A 16,408-nucleotide genomic window follows, 5' to 3' on the forward strand; every position below is an offset into this window, starting at 1 on the left:
TGGCGGTGAAGGAGAGATTCGAAAGTACCCGCACCCGCAATCTCGCAACCGAGCCCCCAGAATACAAGGGTTCCAGCGGTGCCAACTGCGCAAAAGCATTCCCACGCCATTCCCACGAGCATCAGCATACACCTCTATACGCGTGCGCATCACACGTACAGGGGGCTGAAATTCGAAATCTAGAGGGGGGGCAAAAAAAGAGTAACATAAGTAATCTTGACCGTTTCTTACGTTCAAGCCATTGAAATTAAAGGTTTTTTCAATGCCTCAAAAAGGTAATTTTCAAGTAATATTGAAGTAATCTGATTACTCTTTATAAATGTAATTCTCACGCCTATAAAAATCCTTTAAAAACAATAGATTGCTAAAAAATTACCTTTTCGATTACTTCTCTGTTACTCCTTTTTGTAATACCCAACCCCACGGAATACGTGGCCTCCAGCCCATTACCCAGTCGTGGTTACTGAAATTACTCTTTTTGAAATCCCCCCTTACCTATACAGCAAGACCTCACCTAAATGTCAGTTATCGTCCAAAAGCAGTCATTCAATGCTCTATAAAATCGGGGGATTCAGATGGACATGGAGACCCTGTACACAAACGCACAAACGCATCACAGATGCAGTGACGCTATTACCGCAGCCCTAAGTTATCCTACGCACATATTGAGGCGAGAACTGGCGTCGGAACCGATGTGGATCGAGAGTTCCGAAAGTCGACGACTATGAAAATAGCCCCCCTCCCTCGAGAGAGGCCTGATAAAATCGCCAAGCAGCAGTAGCAAACTTTTGAGTGTTAGCGATACTCTATAGGATACATTCCATCAAACTGGTGATTAGATTCAAGTATGAAAAGCCTCAGCCTTTCCATCTGCTCTTCTAAGTCCAAGCATTTCAAGTCAGCAACATAATTAGACGTATAGTACTGTGCTACTTTAACCTTGCTCGCCTCTTTTACTTCTCCTCCCTTGGTTTTGTTATATTTTAGAAGATTAGACCATCGTCCACGGCTTTCTAGTGATTTCGCTGAAGGATGGACCGCGAGAACAGCTGCCTCTACAAATGTTTCATCTAAGTAGTTCTCAACCTCTCGCCCCTTTGTAACCCACGCAAATCCGGGGCCAAGGTCGAACTCCTCTTGCAGCCGCTGCTTAGTCAAGGACAACTTGGCGTGAGCGCTAGATTTATCACTATCAAACATTATTACGGAATGTCTGTTAAGCTTTCTAATACTTATAAAATCTTCAAGCCGTTCTTGCTCATCGTTATCCAACGCCGTCAAATGACTAAATAGTCGACCGCCATAAAACATTATTGAATAGTGCACACCTTCCACAAAACTATCGACAAGCGAGGCGATCCAATAATTTAAGTAAATCCTATCGGAAGGTCCTTCAACCCAAATAACACAGTTAGCCTGCAAAATATCGGATGCCTTATACCCAAGGTTACTGCAAATTTCTGAACGTTGCTTGGTACTGGATATAGCCTCAACTTCAGTAGCCCCCTCGACTTGCGTGACATGAAAAATTTCTGCCTCTACAGCATCTAATAAATGCGCAGAATGAGTGGTGAAAAAATATTGATTATTAGTTTTATTATTTAGGTATGCTACCAACTTCCGCTGAAGCAAGGGATGCAAATGCAGCTCGGGCTCTTCTATACATAATATACTGTCCTCGAGCAGAGTAGCGGCCGCTGCAAGTATAATAACCTCATGCACACCGGTCCCCAAGGATTCTAGCGGCAACGTTTTACCGTCCATATGAACGAGTATCATATCTCGATCATGAGGTATCTCTATTGAAGCGCTTAGATTTTCTAGCACATCGGATAAGAAATTATTTATTGCGATAAATTTTAGCTTGTCTTTCTGAAGTTCTAAAGTTGGGTTCTGAATTTTCGCCAAGCGTTCGATTATCCCTTCTCCGCTGAAATCTGCGGCCTGACTCCCCGACGCTCCAATTTTCCTTATTGCAGGAATCACTTCAATCTTTGGCACAGTATCTGGAGAGTAAGCAAGCGCTAACATTGTTTCAGGAAACCAATGAGCTTGTAAGCTCCCGCCACTCTGATTAGTTAAACCCATCCATAAAAACCGCCATTCATTGGCATTAAGTATCCCCCCAACCTCGTCTCTATCATAAACCAAGGTAAACTTTTTACTTACATCATCATATAGATAAACAAACCACAATCTCATCCCATCATTAAACGCTGGACTCATCAGTACTTTTTTCGCTGACTGTAAATTTTGCTGAGAGGCTCCGTAGATAATTTTTTTCCAAATATAATCATCAACTTCAGAAAATTGCAAATTAAACGCGACTCTACGACCGACCTTGCCTTCTGAAATATGCTCATCTATCGCAGGTAGTTTAATAGCGTCGCTTATCTTCTCGCCTTTTACTCCACGCAAAAGAGCAGGATAGTAATGAAAAAGAAAGTTGATAATGTTAGATTTTCCAATATTATTTTGACCTATAATAAAATTTACTTTTTTTAAGGGCGCCAACTTAATAAGCTTATCCCCAACACTTCGATACCCCGAAAAACCAAATCCCTTTAGCAACATATCACTCTCAGCCTACTTATTAATTTAATTATAACAACTCTTCCGCTTTATTAGACTTATGTAAATCTCACTCTGCGATCCACCACGCAGTGCTTGTGAATTGCTGGAAGTCGTATCAATCCTAATGGTGCAATCGCATTACTGGGTATTGAAATTTCCCCAAGCTAAGAACCCGGTTCGATTCGCCCACCTTCACATACTGCATTCTCTCTAGACCTCCACAGGTACGGATTCACCGTCAAGCCCGATTGATGATCGTTATCGTAGTCTTGAAGTGTCGTCGCAACAGCGCGCACGCGCAACAGCTAGCGAACCTCCGCCAGCTCCTTCTGAATTTACGGCTTTTCATATTCACCAACGGGAAAGAGGTTAGGAAGGTAGGTTTTTTACCTGTAGCTCTGAAAGTCTGGTCTGTTATGGCTTCGCGGAAGGTTCGCAAGGTTAGCTTTTCGGTTAGGTCTGGTTATCTCCTACCTTTATTAGGGTCAAATATTCAATATATAAAATCCTTTATAAACAGTATCTTACGAATCACTAACCTTTAACCTAACCCATCAAAGTTAGGTCGCAAGCCCAACAAACACGGGCCCTGCACCCCACCCCCCCCCCTTTCAAAATAAAACTAACCTTTTTCCCGAAGCACCTATTGAATTCAACGGTTCGTGCACTCTGATAAGAGTTGCGCAATACATCTACCCTCGCAGGGTTCCGCAGGTTTAAGCACCCTCCAAAATGCCAAGCAAGCTCCCAGCCTGGGCTACCGAGATTAGTCCGCAGGAGTGCAGAAAAACCGACACCTTTAGCCCGCAGGCGAGGTGGGGGGACGACGGCGCGCGCCAGGTGCAATGCCACTCCAGCGAACGGAATGTGGCACGCCAACTCCCCGGAGCATTTTCAACAGAGCGTCGTATCTGTCTAGTCTCCCAGACAACCCTGATACCGTATTCATACACAGTATTTGCACAGCGGATTTGCCTTCATGAACTTCGATCAGGCCAAAGTTCTCAGACTTCAGCAGTCGCACTCGACCCTCGACGACCACGACTTCCGAATGCAAAACCCGGAGGCGCACCGGAAAACACTTCGCTCGATGTCAGCGACATTGGCAACAGGGGGCTGATCGACCAGCTCAAAAACCTCGAGATGAAAAAGATCGCAGATGCAGCGTACTGGCACGCTGTAGAAGCGATCTTGAGCTTCCATGATCGATATCGGAGATCTTCGAGTTGTGAGGTTGTGAGAGCGAGAACCGGTGGGCTACGAGGGACAATCAGCCTTACAATCTATGTTGAAGCAACTGATGAGCCCCCTGGTCCAACCAACGTGTATAACGGGAAGGTTTACCCAGACGCGAATGGAGCAGACCTTGCGCTGAGCATGATGCGAGAAATTGTTAGGATCACTGGCCTTTTTTTGACGACGCCTGATGGACTACAGTACAAACTGGTCGAGACAGCACGCATTACAGATGGTAGGACTTATGAGCCACCCCAAGATCCAGAAAACTTAGCGGGCTCTGATCGATATTGCACAGATCGCCCAAGAGTGTCGCGACCGTCGAACATTCGAAAGCTAATTGAGCTGGCCAGATTCTGTACCTGCCCCTCCTGCCTTGGTCGGTTTGGGCAGAGTGAAGACTGCACAACGTGCTCAGAAAAAGGTTTTGTGAAAGAATAATAATGTGCTGGACAACGACAAATACAAAAAAGTAGAAAAAAACACTCAAACACAATCAAGGCTAACAATGAAAAACTTGAGAAGTTATGACCCCATATGGATGGGCACCCTTACTGGCTTGGCGGCTTTAATCCTATGGTATTTTTCGAGCCTCGCAATCGAAAAGTCAATTACTCCTTCTGCAGATAAAATCTGGCCATTTATCTCTGCTGGGCTTGGTGCTTTTTCTGGCTCTTATTTCGCTTACCTGTTCAGGAAACACGAAGAAAAGCAGGCAAGTAAAAACAAAATAAAACTCGCGTTAGACGCGTGCCTTTTTACGTCAATTCGGCAATACAATGCCATGTACCAAATGAAAAACTATTTTGACCATTATCCGGGGGACCTTGATCAAGCGTTCTCAATGAGCGCTGTAAAATTTCCAGATTATAAAGACGCACGAATCGATTTCGACAGCTTAAATTTCTTAAATGACTTCGATGAAATTAGTCACCTCATCGACTTAACAATAGAACAAGAACGATTTGAACAAACCATTGTAAGCATGGAAATGAGAAATAGTTTCCATGCCGAAAAACTTCAACCTGCACTTGAAAAACATGACATTAACGGCCGCGAGCTTCCGCTAGAAAAGATCGAGCAATTAATTGGCCCACTTATCTTTCATACCGCATTAAGAAATGCCAAACAAACTTATGCACTTCTCTGCGAAAATTTAAATTCAAATCATAAACTTCATCAAAGCACTTGGAATATCGCAAGGAGATTATTCCCCGACAGAGCATTCTTGAAGCCCTCGCCACTGCCACCACCGATCATAGATAGTCAGCGAGGGCAATAATCCACTACTGCAACCGAGGAGAAATTCTTCGACAGGAAAAAGCCACCTCTAGGGTGGCTTCTTACAATGGTATTTCACTTTGAATCAATTCAAAACAACCCCCCCAATGCATCGGGCTCCCAATTCAAAATGATCAGCTCCCCGCTGACCTCCGCTCTACCCTGCCGCTGATTAGCCGTGCTATATCGGATATCCACCATTTCGAAGTGGAACCCATCAAACACACGTCGAATATCAGGATGATCGTTGATGCTGACCATCACCTTGCCTTTACAGCGCCGCATGAACTCGGCCATACGCTCGTAGTTTTCGAAAGGGAAATCCACACCATAGCCGGCGGTCTGCCAGTAAGGCGGATCCATGTAGTGGAAGGTATGCGGCCGGTCGTACCGCTCCGCGCATTCCAGCCAGCCCAGATTCTCTACGTAGGTGCCTGAGAGGCGCTGCCACGCGGCGGATAGGTTCTCCTCAATCCGTAGCAGGTTGATCGCCGGACCGGTGGTGGCTGTGCCAAATGTCTGCCCGCTGACCTTCCCCGCGAACGCATGGTGCTGCAGGTAGAAAAACCGCGCAGCCCGTTGAATATCAGTGAGTGTTTCAGGCCTGGTCATCTTCTGCCATTCGAACACCTGTCGAGAGCTGAGCGCCCACTTGAACTGGCGCACGAATTCCTCGAGGTGGTTCTGCACAACGCGGTACAACGTCACCAGGTCGCCGTTGATGTCATTGAGAACCTCAACCGGCGCGGCCTGGGGCCGCATGAAGTAAAGCGCGGCACCGCCGGCAAAAACCTCGACGTAGCATTCATGGGGTGGAAACAGTGGAATTAGACGATCTGCCAGGCGACGCTTGCCGCCCATCCACGGGATTATCGGTGTGCTCATAAGTGATCCTTGTTTCGACAATTGGATTCGCTTAGGCTTCGCACCCCCTGCGCAGTGGGGCGAGGCCTTGGTTGGAGCACTCGGCGTGTTCGAGTGTTTCAGCGTCGAACCGGTGTTGACGCACCGGTTCGTCGCCTCGTTTGCTGCGCAGGGGGTTTTAGGCCCCCACGGGAATTTCATAAGGTTTGAAGCGCACGACCTCCTCCCCAAGCCAGTCATTCACCTGCGCCATACGCGCTTGAATCGGCTCCAGTTCATTGGCCGCATAGATCTGCGCCGCCTCCCTGATCGACCCAAACCCACCAGCGTTCTGCGGCACGATGCCCATCAATTGCGGCGGAATGCGCAAGCTGGCCAGCACGTCGTCGCGGGTCTGGTTTTTGATTGAGTTGAATTCGTCCTTGGCTGTCACTTCGCTGACCGGGATGATCTGCAACCCGTCCTTTTTTCCATTCGGCGAGTAAACGAAGAGGTTGCGGAAGTTGCCCGGCCCCTTGGAATCCTTGAGCGCCTTGCGCAGTGAATCGACATCCGCTTCGTTCTGCGCGGCGTCGGTCATGTAGAGGATGAAGCCGGCATGGCTGCCGTTCTCGTAATACTTGCGGCGAAACAGCGTGGCCGATTCATTCAGCAACGCCGACTGCAAGGCGCTGATCCACTCGGGCAGGCCATACACCTCCTGATGCAGATCCGATTCCCGCAGATGAAAAACGGTGCCCGGTTCAAATTCGTGCTCTTCCTTCCAGCCCTGGACCATGAACTGCCGGCCGTCCTTGCCCGAGCGCATGTACTTCGCCAGCGGCGGTACCAGCTCGTGCACCGGGCCGAGCATCGAGCGCCGTCCCTCCAGATAGCCGTTACCCAGGCACAGGAAGTCCAGGGCGAACTGTTCGAACGCTGCCCGCGACAGCAGCCGGTGTGGAATGAAGGTTTTACTCAGCAAATTGCGCTTGAACATCAGTCCCGAGTGAAGGTGCACGCTGGACCCCACAGACCGTGCCAGACCGTCCAACGACAACGGCGGCTCGTACCAGCGCCCGTTAAACCAGCACTCCAGATAATCAAACACCTCCCGGCCACTCAACACCGGTGACGGATCGCCGAAGCTGAAAGCATCCATCTTGCTTTCACTGCGCGGAATGAACTCCTGCGTTGCAACTGTGGAAGCCTGGGCCACTTGCTTGGTATTTCTGCGGCGGTTCGACATCAAAAAATCTCCATCCGCCCGGTATTGGCAGTGGTCTGCCCCTCCAGCGGTTCGTTGTGCAATGCGTGAAAGAGCGCCCACGCCAAGTCGGCGTGGCCGGTGTTGTCGTTGCGGCCGGCGGTGTAGGTGAATTGGCGACCGCCTGCGGTGATGGTCTTGCGGATCGCCATCAATGACTGCGCCATGTCGGTCCAGCCGGCGTCGAACTCCAGCCGGCCCCGGTGGATCACGTCGTAGGCCTTCAGCACCAGGCGGGTCTTGACCTCAGGCGAATAGCTGAACGTGGTGACATTGGGGAAGAATTGGCGCACCAGCTGCGCCACGCCGCTACCCAGACCGGTGACGTCAATCCCGATGTACGTCACCCAATACCGATCGCAGACGGCTTTGATCACGCTCGCCTGCGCCGCGAAGTCCATGCCTCGGAACTGGTGACGCTCCAGTACCCGGAACTTGCCCCCTGGCACCAGCGGCGGCGCGACCACCACCAGGCCCGAGCAATCGCCAGTTTCCGCTGGGTCATATCCCACCCACACCTGGCGATCACCGAAAGGCCGCATGGCAAACGGCTTGTAGTCCTCGGCCCACTCGACCCAGCTGTCGACCATGCAGGGCTGCAACACTGTCAGCGGGAAAATACTCGCGCCGTCGTCGACGAATTCGCACATGAGTAGGTTTGCGAACGCTTCGGGGCTGTACTCCCGCCGCAGTTCTTCAATGTCGAACAGGTCGCAACCACCCTGCTCCGCATCAAGGATGGTGACGATCTGCCGCCATAACCGGTCTTCACAGAACCGGCCCTGCTGGAGCGCACCGTGGGATACGTCGACTTTGGTGTGCTGAGCCGCCGGCTTGCCCTTGTTGAAGCGCTCGCCCGTCCAGAATGTGTAGGCCTCATGGGCCATGGTCGACGGCGTCGAGAAGTAGGTTTTGCGCCACTTCTTGTGCATCGCCATACCCGAGGCAACCTTGTTCAGCTCCTCAAACTTGAACGTCCAGAAGAATTCGTCAAAGTAGAAATTGCCGTGGTAGCCCTGGGCCGTGCGCGCGTTGGTACCGAGAAAAAACAGTTCGGCGCCGTTCGGCAGCACGATGGGATCACCAGTCAGCTCGACGCCGATGACCTCGCGGGCAAACGCCTGAATGTAGCCACGGAACAGGTAGGCTTGATTCTTCGACGCCGACAAGAAAATCTGATTGCGCCCGGTTTCCAGCGCATCAATAAACGCCTCACGGGCAAAGTAGTAAGTGGCGCCGATCTGCCGGCTTTTGAGGATGACGCGGGTGCGCTGATTGCCCGCCCGGTGCCAGTCTTTCTGGTAGTCGAAACACCCATCGATAAACGCTTCGCGCAGAAGCTCAATCTGGTCTTCGCTGATGTCGTTTTTCGACGTCTTTTTCTTCGGGCCTTCGTTGCGCTTGGCGAGGTTGGGGTTGAGTTCAGTTTCGGTACCGCCACCCTGAAAGCGCTGAATGCGGGCCTGTCGCTCCAACTGCCGGTGCAGCAGGTCGATCTCTTTGAAGTCCCCGCCGCTCTTGCCTTCCTTGAGGATCAGCTGCACCAAACGCGCTTCCAGCGCCCCGCCGATGCGCTCGACGTTATCCGCCCGGTCCCACTCGTCGCGGGCCTTCCAGCTGTGTAGCGTTTTTTCCTTTTCGCCCGTAGCCTCGGCAATCTCGCAGATGCGCCAACCCATCCAATACAGGAACTTGGATTGGCGTCGGGGATCGATTGGGAGCAGTTCAGTCGTAGTCATGGCCGCGATGCTGCCGCCCACGCCTGCGAGTCAGTAGCGCCGCCCCTTGTAGTCCCGCTCTCTACAATCCCGTCCCGTTGCCGCAACTCGCGCGCGTCACGACCATGCCCCTCATTGCAACGCACTTAGCGCCCAACGCATTGAGGATTCCCGGCATGAAGAAATTCCGCAGTAATTGGTTCCGCGTCGCCGTCGAGGGCGCTACCTCGGACAAGCGCACCATCAAACGTAGCTGGCTGGAACAGGCGGCGAAGAACTTCAACCCATCCACCTACGGTGCCCGCATCTGGCTGGAGCACTTCCGCAGCCTGCTTCCCGACAGCCCTTTCAAGGCCTACGGTGACGTGCTCGCGGTCAAGACCGAAGAAGTGGAAATCAACGGCCAGAAGAAGCTGGCCCTGTTCGCCCAGGTCGAGCCGACGCCCGATCTGATCGCCATGAACAAGGCCAAGCAGAAGATTTATACCTCGATCGAAATCGACGACAGCTTTTCGGACACCGGCGAGGCCTATATCGTCGGCCTGGCGGTGACCGACTCCCCGGCCAGCCTGGGCACCGATGTACTGTCTTTTTCCGCGCAGAAGCCAGAATCCAGCCCATTCAAAGACCGTCATTACTCCGCGACGTCGATGTTCACCGAGGCAGTGGAAACCGAGTTGCTGTTTGAGGAAATCGAGGACAAACCCAGCCTCGGCGCCCAGCTCTTCAGCAAGGTGCAGGCACTGCTCGGCGGCAAACAGGCGAAGGACGATGCTGAATTCGCCCAGATCGGCCAGGCCGTCGAAGCGATTGCCGACCACGTCAAGGATCTGCCTGATCAGTTGGCCGCCGAGATGAAATTCTCCGGAGAACTGAACACCAAGGTTGAGCAACTGAGCAAAGACCTGGTCGAGCTGAAAACCACCCTCGGCAAAACCCAAGACCACTCCCAAACCCAGCGCCCACCGGTAACCGGCGGCGGCAAAACAGCCCTGGCTGAATTCTGACCTGCGGCCTACACCGCCCAGCCCACTATCGGAGACACCCATGCGTAACGACACTCGAAAACTCTTCACCGGCTACCTCAGCCAGGTCGCACAGCTCAACGGTGTTGAATCGGCCACCGCCACATTCAGCGTCGATCCAACAATCCAGCAGCGCCTGGAAACCAAGATTCAGGAGTCGAGCGAATTCCTGACCAAGGTCAACGTCATCGGCGTTGATGAACAGGAAGGCGAAAAGGTCGGACTGGGCGTAGGCGGCACCGTTGCCAGTCGTACCAACACCAACGTCAAAAAACGTGAGCCGCGCAGCATTGGTACTCTGTCGAGCGACAAGTACAAGGCCGAACAAACTGACTTCGACACCTTCGTAAGCTACAAACAGCTCGACGCCTGGGCCAAGTTCCCGGACTTCCAAACCCGCCTGTCCAGCGCCATCGCCCAACGTCAGGCGCTCGACCGTATCCAGATCGGTTTTTACGGCGTTTCGGCCGCAGAGCAAACCGACCGCACCACGCACCCACTGTTGGAAGACGTCAACATCGGCTGGCTCCAGCAGTACCGCACCCACGCACCCGACCGCGTGCTGAAGGAAGGCGCCGTCGCCGGCAAGATCACCATTGGCAAAACCGGCGACTTCAAGAACATCGACGCCCTGGTCTACGACGCCATCCAGTTGCTTGACCCTTGGTACCGCCGCAACCCTGGCTTGGTGGTGCTGACCGGCCGCGAGCTGGTCCACGACAAGTTCCTGGCCCTGGTCAACAAAGACCAGGACGCGACCAACACCCTGGCGAGCGACCTGATCATCTCGCAACGCCGCGTCGGTGGTTTGCCGCTGTACGAGGTGCCGTACATCCCCGAAGGCACGATCCTCATCACCACCTTCGCCAACCTGTCGGTGTATTGGCAGATCGGCGGTCGCCGCCGCTACCTCAAGGAAGAGCCAGAGTGGAACCGCGTGAGCAACTTCGAATCGTCGAACGAGGCGTATGTGGTCGAGGAATACGGCCTGGGCTGCCTGCTGGAAAACATCAAGCCGGTTGAAGACGCAGGCAGCGAGGGTTAACCCCATGGCACTTAGCATCGCCCAAGCCCACCAGCGCCGCGCACGCGCGGCCATGGAGGCAGCGAAAACGGCACCACAGCAATCCATGGCCGGCGCCACCGCCTACGAGCATCAGTTGAATCAGTTGCTTCAGGATCGGCTTCGTCTGAAAGCGATTCAGTCCACCGCCGCAAAAGAAGCACTCAAGCCACAGTTGCTGCCCCAGTACGTCCCCTATGTCGAGGGCGTGCTTGCAGCCGGCAACGGTGCCCAGGACGACGTTCTGACCACCATCATGGTTTGGCGGATCGATGCCGGTGAATACAGCGGCGCCTTGGACATCGCCGACTACGTGCTCAAGCACAAGCTGATCATGCCCGACCGTTTCGAGCGCACCACCGGTTGCCTCGTCGCAGAAGAAATCGCCACCGCCGCACTGAAAGCGCAAAAAACCAACGGAAGTTTCGACCTGAACATCTTGCATCGCACCGTTGAGCTGACCGACGACGAAGACATGCCAGACCAAGCCCGCGCCAAGCTCTACCTGGCAACGGGCCGCGCCACGGTGCACGGCATCACAGCGGAGGAACCCGGTCAGCCGGGACAGGTTCAAGCCGGTATCGACCTGCTCAAGCGCGCCATCGAGCTGCACGACAGCTGCGGCGGCAAGAAGGATTTGGACGGCGCCGAACGCCTCCTGAAAAAACATACTGCCACCGGTAGTTAACCGAGCGTCCCCACGCACCCCGCCGGCTCGGGGCGGATCGGCCAGGCCGCTCCTCCTGAACGTGAAGCCCCGACCACCGGCGACCTATTTTTGAGTGCCGTTCCATGAGCGCATTTGTAGCCAGCGGCCCAGTCACCGGCGGTCACATCAACACCGATCCATTCTGGCCTTCGATCGATCTGGACGACTTGCGCGCCACCCTGCGCATCGACTCCAGCGTCACCCCGGCCCGCCTGGAGACTGCCGTGATCGCTGCCGCCATCAACCTCAACCGTGAGTTGAAGCTGTGGAAGGCCAAACAACAGGCCGCCGGCTACGCCACGTTGGCAGATGTGCCTGACGACATGATCAACGACGTGTCGGTCCAGGCTCACCTGTACCGCCGCGCGATCGAGGCCGGTACCGGCGCCGAAGTCTGCGAGCGGTACCGCGACTACAGCGCGACCAACACCGGCAGCGACAAAGCCGAAGAAACCACCCCAACCATCGACGACTACCGCCGCGATCTGCGCTGGGCCGTCCGCGACTTCCTCGGGATCAGCCGCACCACAGTGGAGCTGATCTGATGCCCGTAGCCATCCGCACCAATCAAAACGACACCGTCGACGCCCTCTGCTGGCGGTTCTACGGCCGCACCGCCGGCGTCACCGAGGCCGTGCTGGAAGCCAACCCCGGCTTGGCCGAGCACGGTCCGATCCTGCCGCAAGGCCTTGTCGTCAACATGCCCGAAGCCCAAACCAGCGCGCCCCAGCGGCAGATGGTGCAGCTATGGAACTGACCCCCTGCATCGAAGGAAAACCACACCATGGCTGATCCGACTTCCAGCGTTGTGACTGGCCTGCTCATTGGTCTGGGCCTGTCTACCGTAACGCCCGTTATCGACGACGGGGCGCTATTCGGCGCCATCCTCGGAGCCTGGCTGGTTACCAGTACCAAGCGCGACCTCAAAGTCTGGCAGCGGCTGGGCTCACTGTTCCTGTCGGCCGGCGTGGGTTACCTGTTTGCGCCCATGGCCTTACAGGCAATTCCGTTTATCACCAGCGGCGGCAGTGCATTTGTCTGTGCCCTGGTGGTCATCCCGATCAGCATCAAGCTGATGGTGTGGGTGGAAAAAGCGGACATCTGGGACATATGGCGTCGCATCAGAGGGGGCACCTGATATGCCGAACATCGAACTGGCCGTGCAGTTGATTACAGCGATCGCTTACCTGCTGAGTGCCCTGCGCCTGGCCTGCTACACCCGAGGCGATGCGCGGTACCGCCGCAGCATCTCGCTGTTGGCAAGCCTGTTTGGCGCCACGTTGTGCATCTGCGGTCTGGAGATCCTGCTGGAGCGCCAGCCCACCAGCCTCGGGCAGGCCGCTGCCGTCGTGCTGCTCTGCATCCTAATTTTCCGTTCACGCGGCAACGTCGCCGCCCTGTTGAGGCCCAGCGCATGACCACCACCCTTCGCCACGGCGACCGCTCGCAAGCAGTGCTGATGCTGCAAAAGAACCTCAACAAGCACGGTGCCAACCTCTACCCTGATGGTGTGTTCGGCGACGACACTGAATCGGCTGTTCGCGCTTACCAGCTGAAAGTCGGCCTGGTCGTCGATGGCGCCGCTGGCGAAAAGACCCAAACCAGCCTGGCCGGTGGCGACTGCACGCAGATGCTGCGCAACAATGACCTGGTGGCCGCCGCCGAACGCCTCGACGTTCCGTTGGCGAGCATCTACGCGGTCAATGAAGTGGAATCGAAGGGCAAGGGCTTTCTCGACAACGGCAAGCCGGTGATCCTGTTCGAACGGCACATCATGTACCGCCAGCTCGCCACGGCGCGACATGCCGGCGATGACGCGGCAGAACTCAAGCGTCACGCGGACCAGCTCGCCACCGCCAACCCTGCCCTGGTCAACCCGAAGCCTGGCGGATACATCGGCGGTACCTCCGAACACCAGCGCCTGGCCATGGCACGCCTGATCGACGACACAGCCGCACTGGAGTCGGCTTCCTGGGGAGCCTTCCAGATCATGGGCTTTCATTGGAAGCGCCTCGGCTACGCCAGCGTGCAGGCCTTCGTCGCGGCAATGGCTGCCAGCGAATCGCAGCAGCTCGACGCCTTCACCCGCTTCATCGAAACCGACCCGGTGCTGCACAAGGCTCTGAAGGGCCGCAAATGGGCCGAGTTCGCCAGGCTCTACAACGGGCCGGATTATCTGCGGAATCTCTACGACACCAAGCTCCAGCGCGCCTACGAGCGGCACGCAGCCTGCGAGTGTGGCAAAGGGGTGGCGGCATGATCGACTTCGACGCATTGCAAAAGCTGCGGGTAGAGGACGGTGACCTGCTCGTGGTGCCGGAGTCGACCGAACAGAGCGACATGGAGCTGCTGGCCGAAGCCATCCAGATCATGAACGGCGCTCGCGCCGTGATCGTGCGCGGTCCAATCAAACAGCTCGACACCGCGGCCATGAACAAACTCGGCTGGTACCGCGCATGAGCACGTTGCGCCAGGCTCTTTATGGCCTCGCACTGCTCGGCGCCCTGGTGCTGCTGATCTGGGTCCAAGAAACGCGTATCGACGTCGCTGAAGGTAAAGCTGAACGGGCACAGGATGCGACCAAGACCGCCCGCGAGGACGCAGACCGCAACTTGAAGACGGCCAACACCCTAACCGACACCCTTAAGCAGGAACGCGATGCACAGAGCACCCTGCGCGCCCAACAGGATCAGTTGCGCCAAAACCTGGCCAAACGCGAGCGAACAATAGAGGAGCTGAAACGTGAAAATGACGACCTTCGGAAATGGGCTGATCAGCCTCTGCCTGACGCTGCTCGCCGGTTGCGCGAGCGCCCCGCCATCACCGGCGCCGCCGCTTATCGTGACTGGCTGTCCGGCCGTAGTGCCGTGCCACCTGCCGGCGACAAGCCCGATCAATAACGGTGACCTCCTGACCGACGAAGACCGCGCCGAAGCCGCCTGGGCTGACTGCGCGGCGCAAGTCGACATGGTCTACAAACACCAGCAGGCCAACCCATGAATAAGCCGGAAAGCCTGCGCGCCCACCTCCTGGCCACCGTCGCCGAGTTCAAGCACAACCCCGACCGTCTGCTGATTTTCATCGATAACGGCAAGGTCCGCTGCACTGCAGCCCACACCCTGTCGTTCGAATACAGCTTTGACCTGCAGATCATCCTTACCGAGTTCGCCGGCCATCCCGACAGCGTGATCCTGCCGATTCTAGGTTGGCTGAGCGTCAACCAGTCTGAGCTGCTGGACAACCTCGACAAGGTCAAAGACGGCATACAGTTCGAAGCCGACATCCTGGACAAGAACAAGGTGGACCTCAGCATTACCCTGCCGCTGACGGAACGGGTTGTGGTCGGAGAGGATGACCAAGGCAACACCACCGTGAAGCATCCGAACGAACCGCAGTACGTGGCGGGCTACCTCGATCCGAACTGGAAGCCTGGAGCCCAGGGCAACACCAGTGAGTGGAGAGTCCCTGATGGCGAATAACCTGGAAGCGCTGGAAACCTGGGCGGCGGTGCTGCTGGATCGGCTGGAGCCAGGTGAGCGCGGCAAATTGGCTCGGAGCATTGGGCAAGAACTGCGGCGCAGTCAGCAGAAGCGCGTGATGGCTCAGGAGAACCCGGACGGGAGCAAGTTTGCGCCGCGTAAGCAGCGGAACCTTCGCGGAAAGCAGGGCCGGGTTCGTCGGAAGTTGGCGATGTTCAAGAAGCTGCGGACTGCGTCGTATCTGAAGGCTCGTGGTGATAGCAATAATGTGACGGTAGGGTTCACCGGGCGCATTGCCCGGATCGCCAGGGTTCACCAATACGGCTTGAAGGATCGTGCGGAGCGTGGTGCTCCAGATGTGAGGTACGAACAGCGTGAAATATTAGGATTCACTGATGCAGACATCAACTTAATCAGAGACAAGATACTTTCGCACGTAAACTAAAGATCTTCGATACTGAAAACCTCACCATCAACTTCAAAACCCTTAGGTTTCCGATACAACACCGACCTAGATATTCGCCCTACGAACCCCAACTTAAGCTTGAAGTAAAACATAAACGCATTAACTAGTTCATCAGGTGCCCTCGGATCCAGAACAATGCTTTGGATGAAACGATGAGGGTCAACAGGTATAGTTATACCTTTTTTTCCATCCGCTCTAACTTCTTCCGGGCAAAACAGCGTGGCACGCCATTCGTTTTCATGACTGAAGGCCTCTCGCTTCATGTAAAGCATATCAACCGCTTCGCCAATTACAAAAAAATCGTTCAAGCTTTCAGCGACTTTCTCAGCCTTTTCATTAAGCCTAGTCTGAGAGACATATTCAACTTTGCGAAGTCGGTAATTATAATTTTTATCCTTGATTCCGGATCTTATAACCTGCCTAAACCTTTCCTCAGTAGTAGATATCCGCACACCCATTCCATCTTTAGAATATATTCGCCACAAGGCATCGGAAGTATGTGTACGACTCCAGCACTGCCCAAAAAGCGCATGATCCTTAGAATGCCTAATTAGTTGTTCATAGGGATCATCCCAAGTACTGGGATTTGCAAAATAGAGTTCTTGTCTTTCAAAAATCTGGACAACTCGCGAGAAGTCCATAATCCGATACAAGCCTGTAGACTCATTTTTGGTTGCCATGATCCCCCCCTAGTTGGCATTGGTCCTCTTCAGATCATAACTGGGCGCCCCCTAAGTCGCCACTATT

The 16,408-nt window shown here is 54.5% G+C and carries 18 protein-coding genes and 1 pseudogene; 14 read left to right on the forward strand and 5 right to left on the reverse strand.

Features of this window, described 5'->3' with window-relative positions; all coding sequences use genetic code 11:
• Positions 1-795: 795 nt before the first annotated feature.
• On the reverse strand, positions 796-2,574 hold the full coding sequence (locus HX792_RS20665; protein ID WP_176997840.1) for an ATP-binding protein: 1,779 nt from the start codon (positions 2,572-2,574) through the stop codon (positions 796-798).
• A 1,681-nt stretch (positions 2,575-4,255) separates the two neighbouring features.
• On the opposite strand from HX792_RS20665, the gene HX792_RS20670 reads away from it, so the two are divergent.
• Positions 4,256-5,092, forward strand: coding sequence for a hypothetical protein (locus HX792_RS20670; protein ID WP_176997841.1), 837 nt, complete (start codon positions 4,256-4,258; stop codon positions 5,090-5,092).
• An 89-nt stretch (positions 5,093-5,181) separates the two neighbouring features.
• Here HX792_RS20670 and HX792_RS20675 read toward each other — a convergent pair whose 3' ends face one another.
• The 3 genes from HX792_RS20675 to HX792_RS20685 all read right to left on the reverse strand — a co-directional run bounded on the left by HX792_RS20675 (position 5,182) and on the right by HX792_RS20685 (position 8,940).
• A complete protein-coding gene (locus tag HX792_RS20675; protein ID WP_176997842.1) occupies positions 5,182-5,976 on the reverse strand; it encodes a DNA adenine methylase in 795 nt (264 codons plus the stop codon).
• Between the two features lie 157 nt (positions 5,977-6,133).
• A complete protein-coding gene (locus HX792_RS20680; protein ID WP_176997843.1) occupies positions 6,134-7,183 on the reverse strand; it encodes a phage portal protein in 1,050 nt (349 codons plus the stop codon).
• Entirely contained in the window at positions 7,183-8,940 is a 1,758-nt protein-coding gene (locus tag HX792_RS20685; protein ID WP_176997844.1) for a terminase ATPase subunit family protein, read from the reverse strand. Before HX792_RS20685 ends, HX792_RS20680 begins: the two co-directional genes overlap by 1 nt.
• A gap of 155 nt (positions 8,941-9,095) precedes the next feature.
• Between HX792_RS20685 and HX792_RS20690 the strand changes: the two genes are divergently transcribed.
• The 13 genes and pseudogenes from HX792_RS20690 (at position 9,096) to HX792_RS20745 (ending at position 15,640) form a co-directional block, all read left to right on the forward strand.
• Positions 9,096-9,926 carry a GPO family capsid scaffolding protein gene (locus HX792_RS20690; RefSeq protein ID WP_176997845.1) on the forward strand — a complete coding sequence of 277 codons (831 nt, stop codon included), beginning with the start codon at positions 9,096-9,098 and terminating at the stop codon, positions 9,924-9,926.
• A gap of 40 nt (positions 9,927-9,966) precedes the next feature.
• Positions 9,967-10,989 (forward strand): phage major capsid protein, P2 family, encoded by a 1,023-nt coding sequence (locus tag HX792_RS20695; RefSeq protein ID WP_176997846.1) that lies wholly within the window; start codon positions 9,967-9,969, stop codon positions 10,987-10,989.
• Between the two features lie 4 nt (positions 10,990-10,993).
• The gene (locus HX792_RS20700; protein WP_176997847.1) at positions 10,994-11,695 is read left to right on the forward strand and encodes a terminase endonuclease subunit; all 702 of its coding nucleotides are present in this window, start codon (positions 10,994-10,996) and stop codon (positions 11,693-11,695) included.
• A 104-nt stretch (positions 11,696-11,799) separates the two neighbouring features.
• On the forward strand, positions 11,800-12,261 hold the full coding sequence (locus tag HX792_RS20705; protein ID WP_176997848.1) for a head completion/stabilization protein: 462 nt from the start codon (positions 11,800-11,802) through the stop codon (positions 12,259-12,261).
• Complete coding sequence (locus tag HX792_RS20710) at positions 12,261-12,473, forward strand: tail protein X (protein ID WP_046035108.1); 213 nt, start codon at positions 12,261-12,263, stop codon at positions 12,471-12,473. The genes HX792_RS20705 and HX792_RS20710 overlap by 1 nt, the downstream gene beginning before the upstream one ends.
• Positions 12,474-12,500: 27 nt before the next feature.
• Positions 12,501-12,854: a putative holin gene (locus HX792_RS20715; RefSeq protein ID WP_046035109.1), complete on the forward strand. Its 354-nt coding sequence runs from the start codon at positions 12,501-12,503 to the stop codon at positions 12,852-12,854.
• A 1-nt stretch (position 12,855) separates the two neighbouring features.
• Positions 12,856-13,134 (forward strand): phage holin family protein, encoded by a 279-nt coding sequence (locus tag HX792_RS20720; RefSeq protein ID WP_176997849.1) that lies wholly within the window; start codon positions 12,856-12,858, stop codon positions 13,132-13,134.
• Positions 13,131-13,976 carry an N-acetylmuramidase family protein gene (locus HX792_RS20725; RefSeq protein ID WP_176997850.1) on the forward strand — a complete coding sequence of 282 codons (846 nt, stop codon included), beginning with the start codon at positions 13,131-13,133 and terminating at the stop codon, positions 13,974-13,976. Before HX792_RS20720 ends, HX792_RS20725 begins: the two co-directional genes overlap by 4 nt.
• Positions 13,973-14,176 (forward strand): hypothetical protein, encoded by a 204-nt coding sequence (locus tag HX792_RS20730; protein WP_176997851.1) that lies wholly within the window; start codon positions 13,973-13,975, stop codon positions 14,174-14,176. Before HX792_RS20725 ends, HX792_RS20730 begins: the two co-directional genes overlap by 4 nt.
• Positions 14,173-14,616 carry an Rz-like lysis system protein LysB gene (gene lysB / locus HX792_RS30400; protein ID WP_176997852.1) on the forward strand — a complete coding sequence of 148 codons (444 nt, stop codon included), beginning with the start codon at positions 14,173-14,175 and terminating at the stop codon, positions 14,614-14,616. The genes HX792_RS20730 and lysB overlap by 4 nt, the downstream gene beginning before the upstream one ends.
• Positions 14,537-14,716 (forward strand): annotated as a pseudogene (gene lysC / locus HX792_RS30230) (Rz1-like lysis system protein LysC); the annotation flags it as partial. The gene lysB and the pseudogene lysC, both read left to right, overlap by 80 nt.
• Complete coding sequence (locus tag HX792_RS20740; RefSeq protein ID WP_176997853.1) at positions 14,713-15,195, forward strand: phage tail protein; 483 nt, start codon at positions 14,713-14,715, stop codon at positions 15,193-15,195. The pseudogene lysC and the gene HX792_RS20740, both read left to right, overlap by 4 nt.
• Positions 15,185-15,640: a phage virion morphogenesis protein gene (locus HX792_RS20745; protein ID WP_176997854.1), complete on the forward strand. Its 456-nt coding sequence runs from the start codon at positions 15,185-15,187 to the stop codon at positions 15,638-15,640. The genes HX792_RS20740 and HX792_RS20745 overlap by 11 nt, the downstream gene beginning before the upstream one ends.
• Here HX792_RS20745 and HX792_RS20750 read toward each other — a convergent pair.
• Positions 15,637-16,341 (reverse strand): DUF2971 domain-containing protein, encoded by a 705-nt coding sequence (locus HX792_RS20750; protein ID WP_176997855.1) that lies wholly within the window; start codon positions 16,339-16,341, stop codon positions 15,637-15,639. The two genes, HX792_RS20745 and HX792_RS20750, sit on opposite strands and share 4 nt — an antisense overlap.
• Between the last annotated feature and the right edge of the window lie 67 nt (positions 16,342-16,408).

Origin of the sequence: Pseudomonas sp. B6002, from assembly GCF_013385985.1 — a bacterium.
Classification (GTDB): Bacteria; Pseudomonadota; Gammaproteobacteria; order Pseudomonadales; family Pseudomonadaceae; genus Aquipseudomonas.

What these genes read in the sequence shown, in the direction of transcription:
- HX792_RS20665 (WP_176997840.1), bottom strand. Translation starts at nt 2,574, where the DNA reads ATGTTGCTAAAGGGATTTGGTTTTTCGGGGTATCGAAGTGTTGGGGAT.
- HX792_RS20675 (WP_176997842.1), bottom strand. Translation starts at nt 5,976, where the DNA reads ATGAGCACACCGATAATCCCGTGGATGGGCGGCAAGCGTCGCCTGGCA.
- HX792_RS20680 (WP_176997843.1), bottom strand. Translation starts at nt 7,183, where the DNA reads ATGTCGAACCGCCGCAGAAATACCAAGCAAGTGGCCCAGGCTTCCACA.
- HX792_RS20685 (WP_176997844.1), bottom strand. Translation starts at nt 8,940, where the DNA reads ATGACTACGACTGAACTGCTCCCAATCGATCCCCGACGCCAATCCAAG.
- HX792_RS20690 (WP_176997845.1), top strand. Translation starts at nt 9,096, where the DNA reads ATGAAGAAATTCCGCAGTAATTGGTTCCGCGTCGCCGTCGAGGGCGCT.
- HX792_RS20695 (WP_176997846.1), top strand. Translation starts at nt 9,967, where the DNA reads ATGCGTAACGACACTCGAAAACTCTTCACCGGCTACCTCAGCCAGGTC.
- HX792_RS20700 (WP_176997847.1), top strand. Translation starts at nt 10,994, where the DNA reads ATGGCACTTAGCATCGCCCAAGCCCACCAGCGCCGCGCACGCGCGGCC.
- HX792_RS20705 (WP_176997848.1), top strand. Translation starts at nt 11,800, where the DNA reads ATGAGCGCATTTGTAGCCAGCGGCCCAGTCACCGGCGGTCACATCAAC.
- HX792_RS20710 (WP_046035108.1), top strand. Translation starts at nt 12,261, where the DNA reads ATGCCCGTAGCCATCCGCACCAATCAAAACGACACCGTCGACGCCCTC.
- HX792_RS20715 (WP_046035109.1), top strand. Translation starts at nt 12,501, where the DNA reads ATGGCTGATCCGACTTCCAGCGTTGTGACTGGCCTGCTCATTGGTCTG.
- HX792_RS20720 (WP_176997849.1), top strand. Translation starts at nt 12,856, where the DNA reads ATGCCGAACATCGAACTGGCCGTGCAGTTGATTACAGCGATCGCTTAC.
- HX792_RS20725 (WP_176997850.1), top strand. Translation starts at nt 13,131, where the DNA reads ATGACCACCACCCTTCGCCACGGCGACCGCTCGCAAGCAGTGCTGATG.
- HX792_RS20730 (WP_176997851.1), top strand. Translation starts at nt 13,973, where the DNA reads ATGATCGACTTCGACGCATTGCAAAAGCTGCGGGTAGAGGACGGTGAC.
- lysB (WP_176997852.1), top strand. Translation starts at nt 14,173, where the DNA reads ATGAGCACGTTGCGCCAGGCTCTTTATGGCCTCGCACTGCTCGGCGCC.
- HX792_RS20740 (WP_176997853.1), top strand. Translation starts at nt 14,713, where the DNA reads ATGAATAAGCCGGAAAGCCTGCGCGCCCACCTCCTGGCCACCGTCGCC.
- HX792_RS20745 (WP_176997854.1), top strand. Translation starts at nt 15,185, where the DNA reads ATGGCGAATAACCTGGAAGCGCTGGAAACCTGGGCGGCGGTGCTGCTG.
- HX792_RS20750 (WP_176997855.1), bottom strand. Translation starts at nt 16,341, where the DNA reads ATGGCAACCAAAAATGAGTCTACAGGCTTGTATCGGATTATGGACTTC.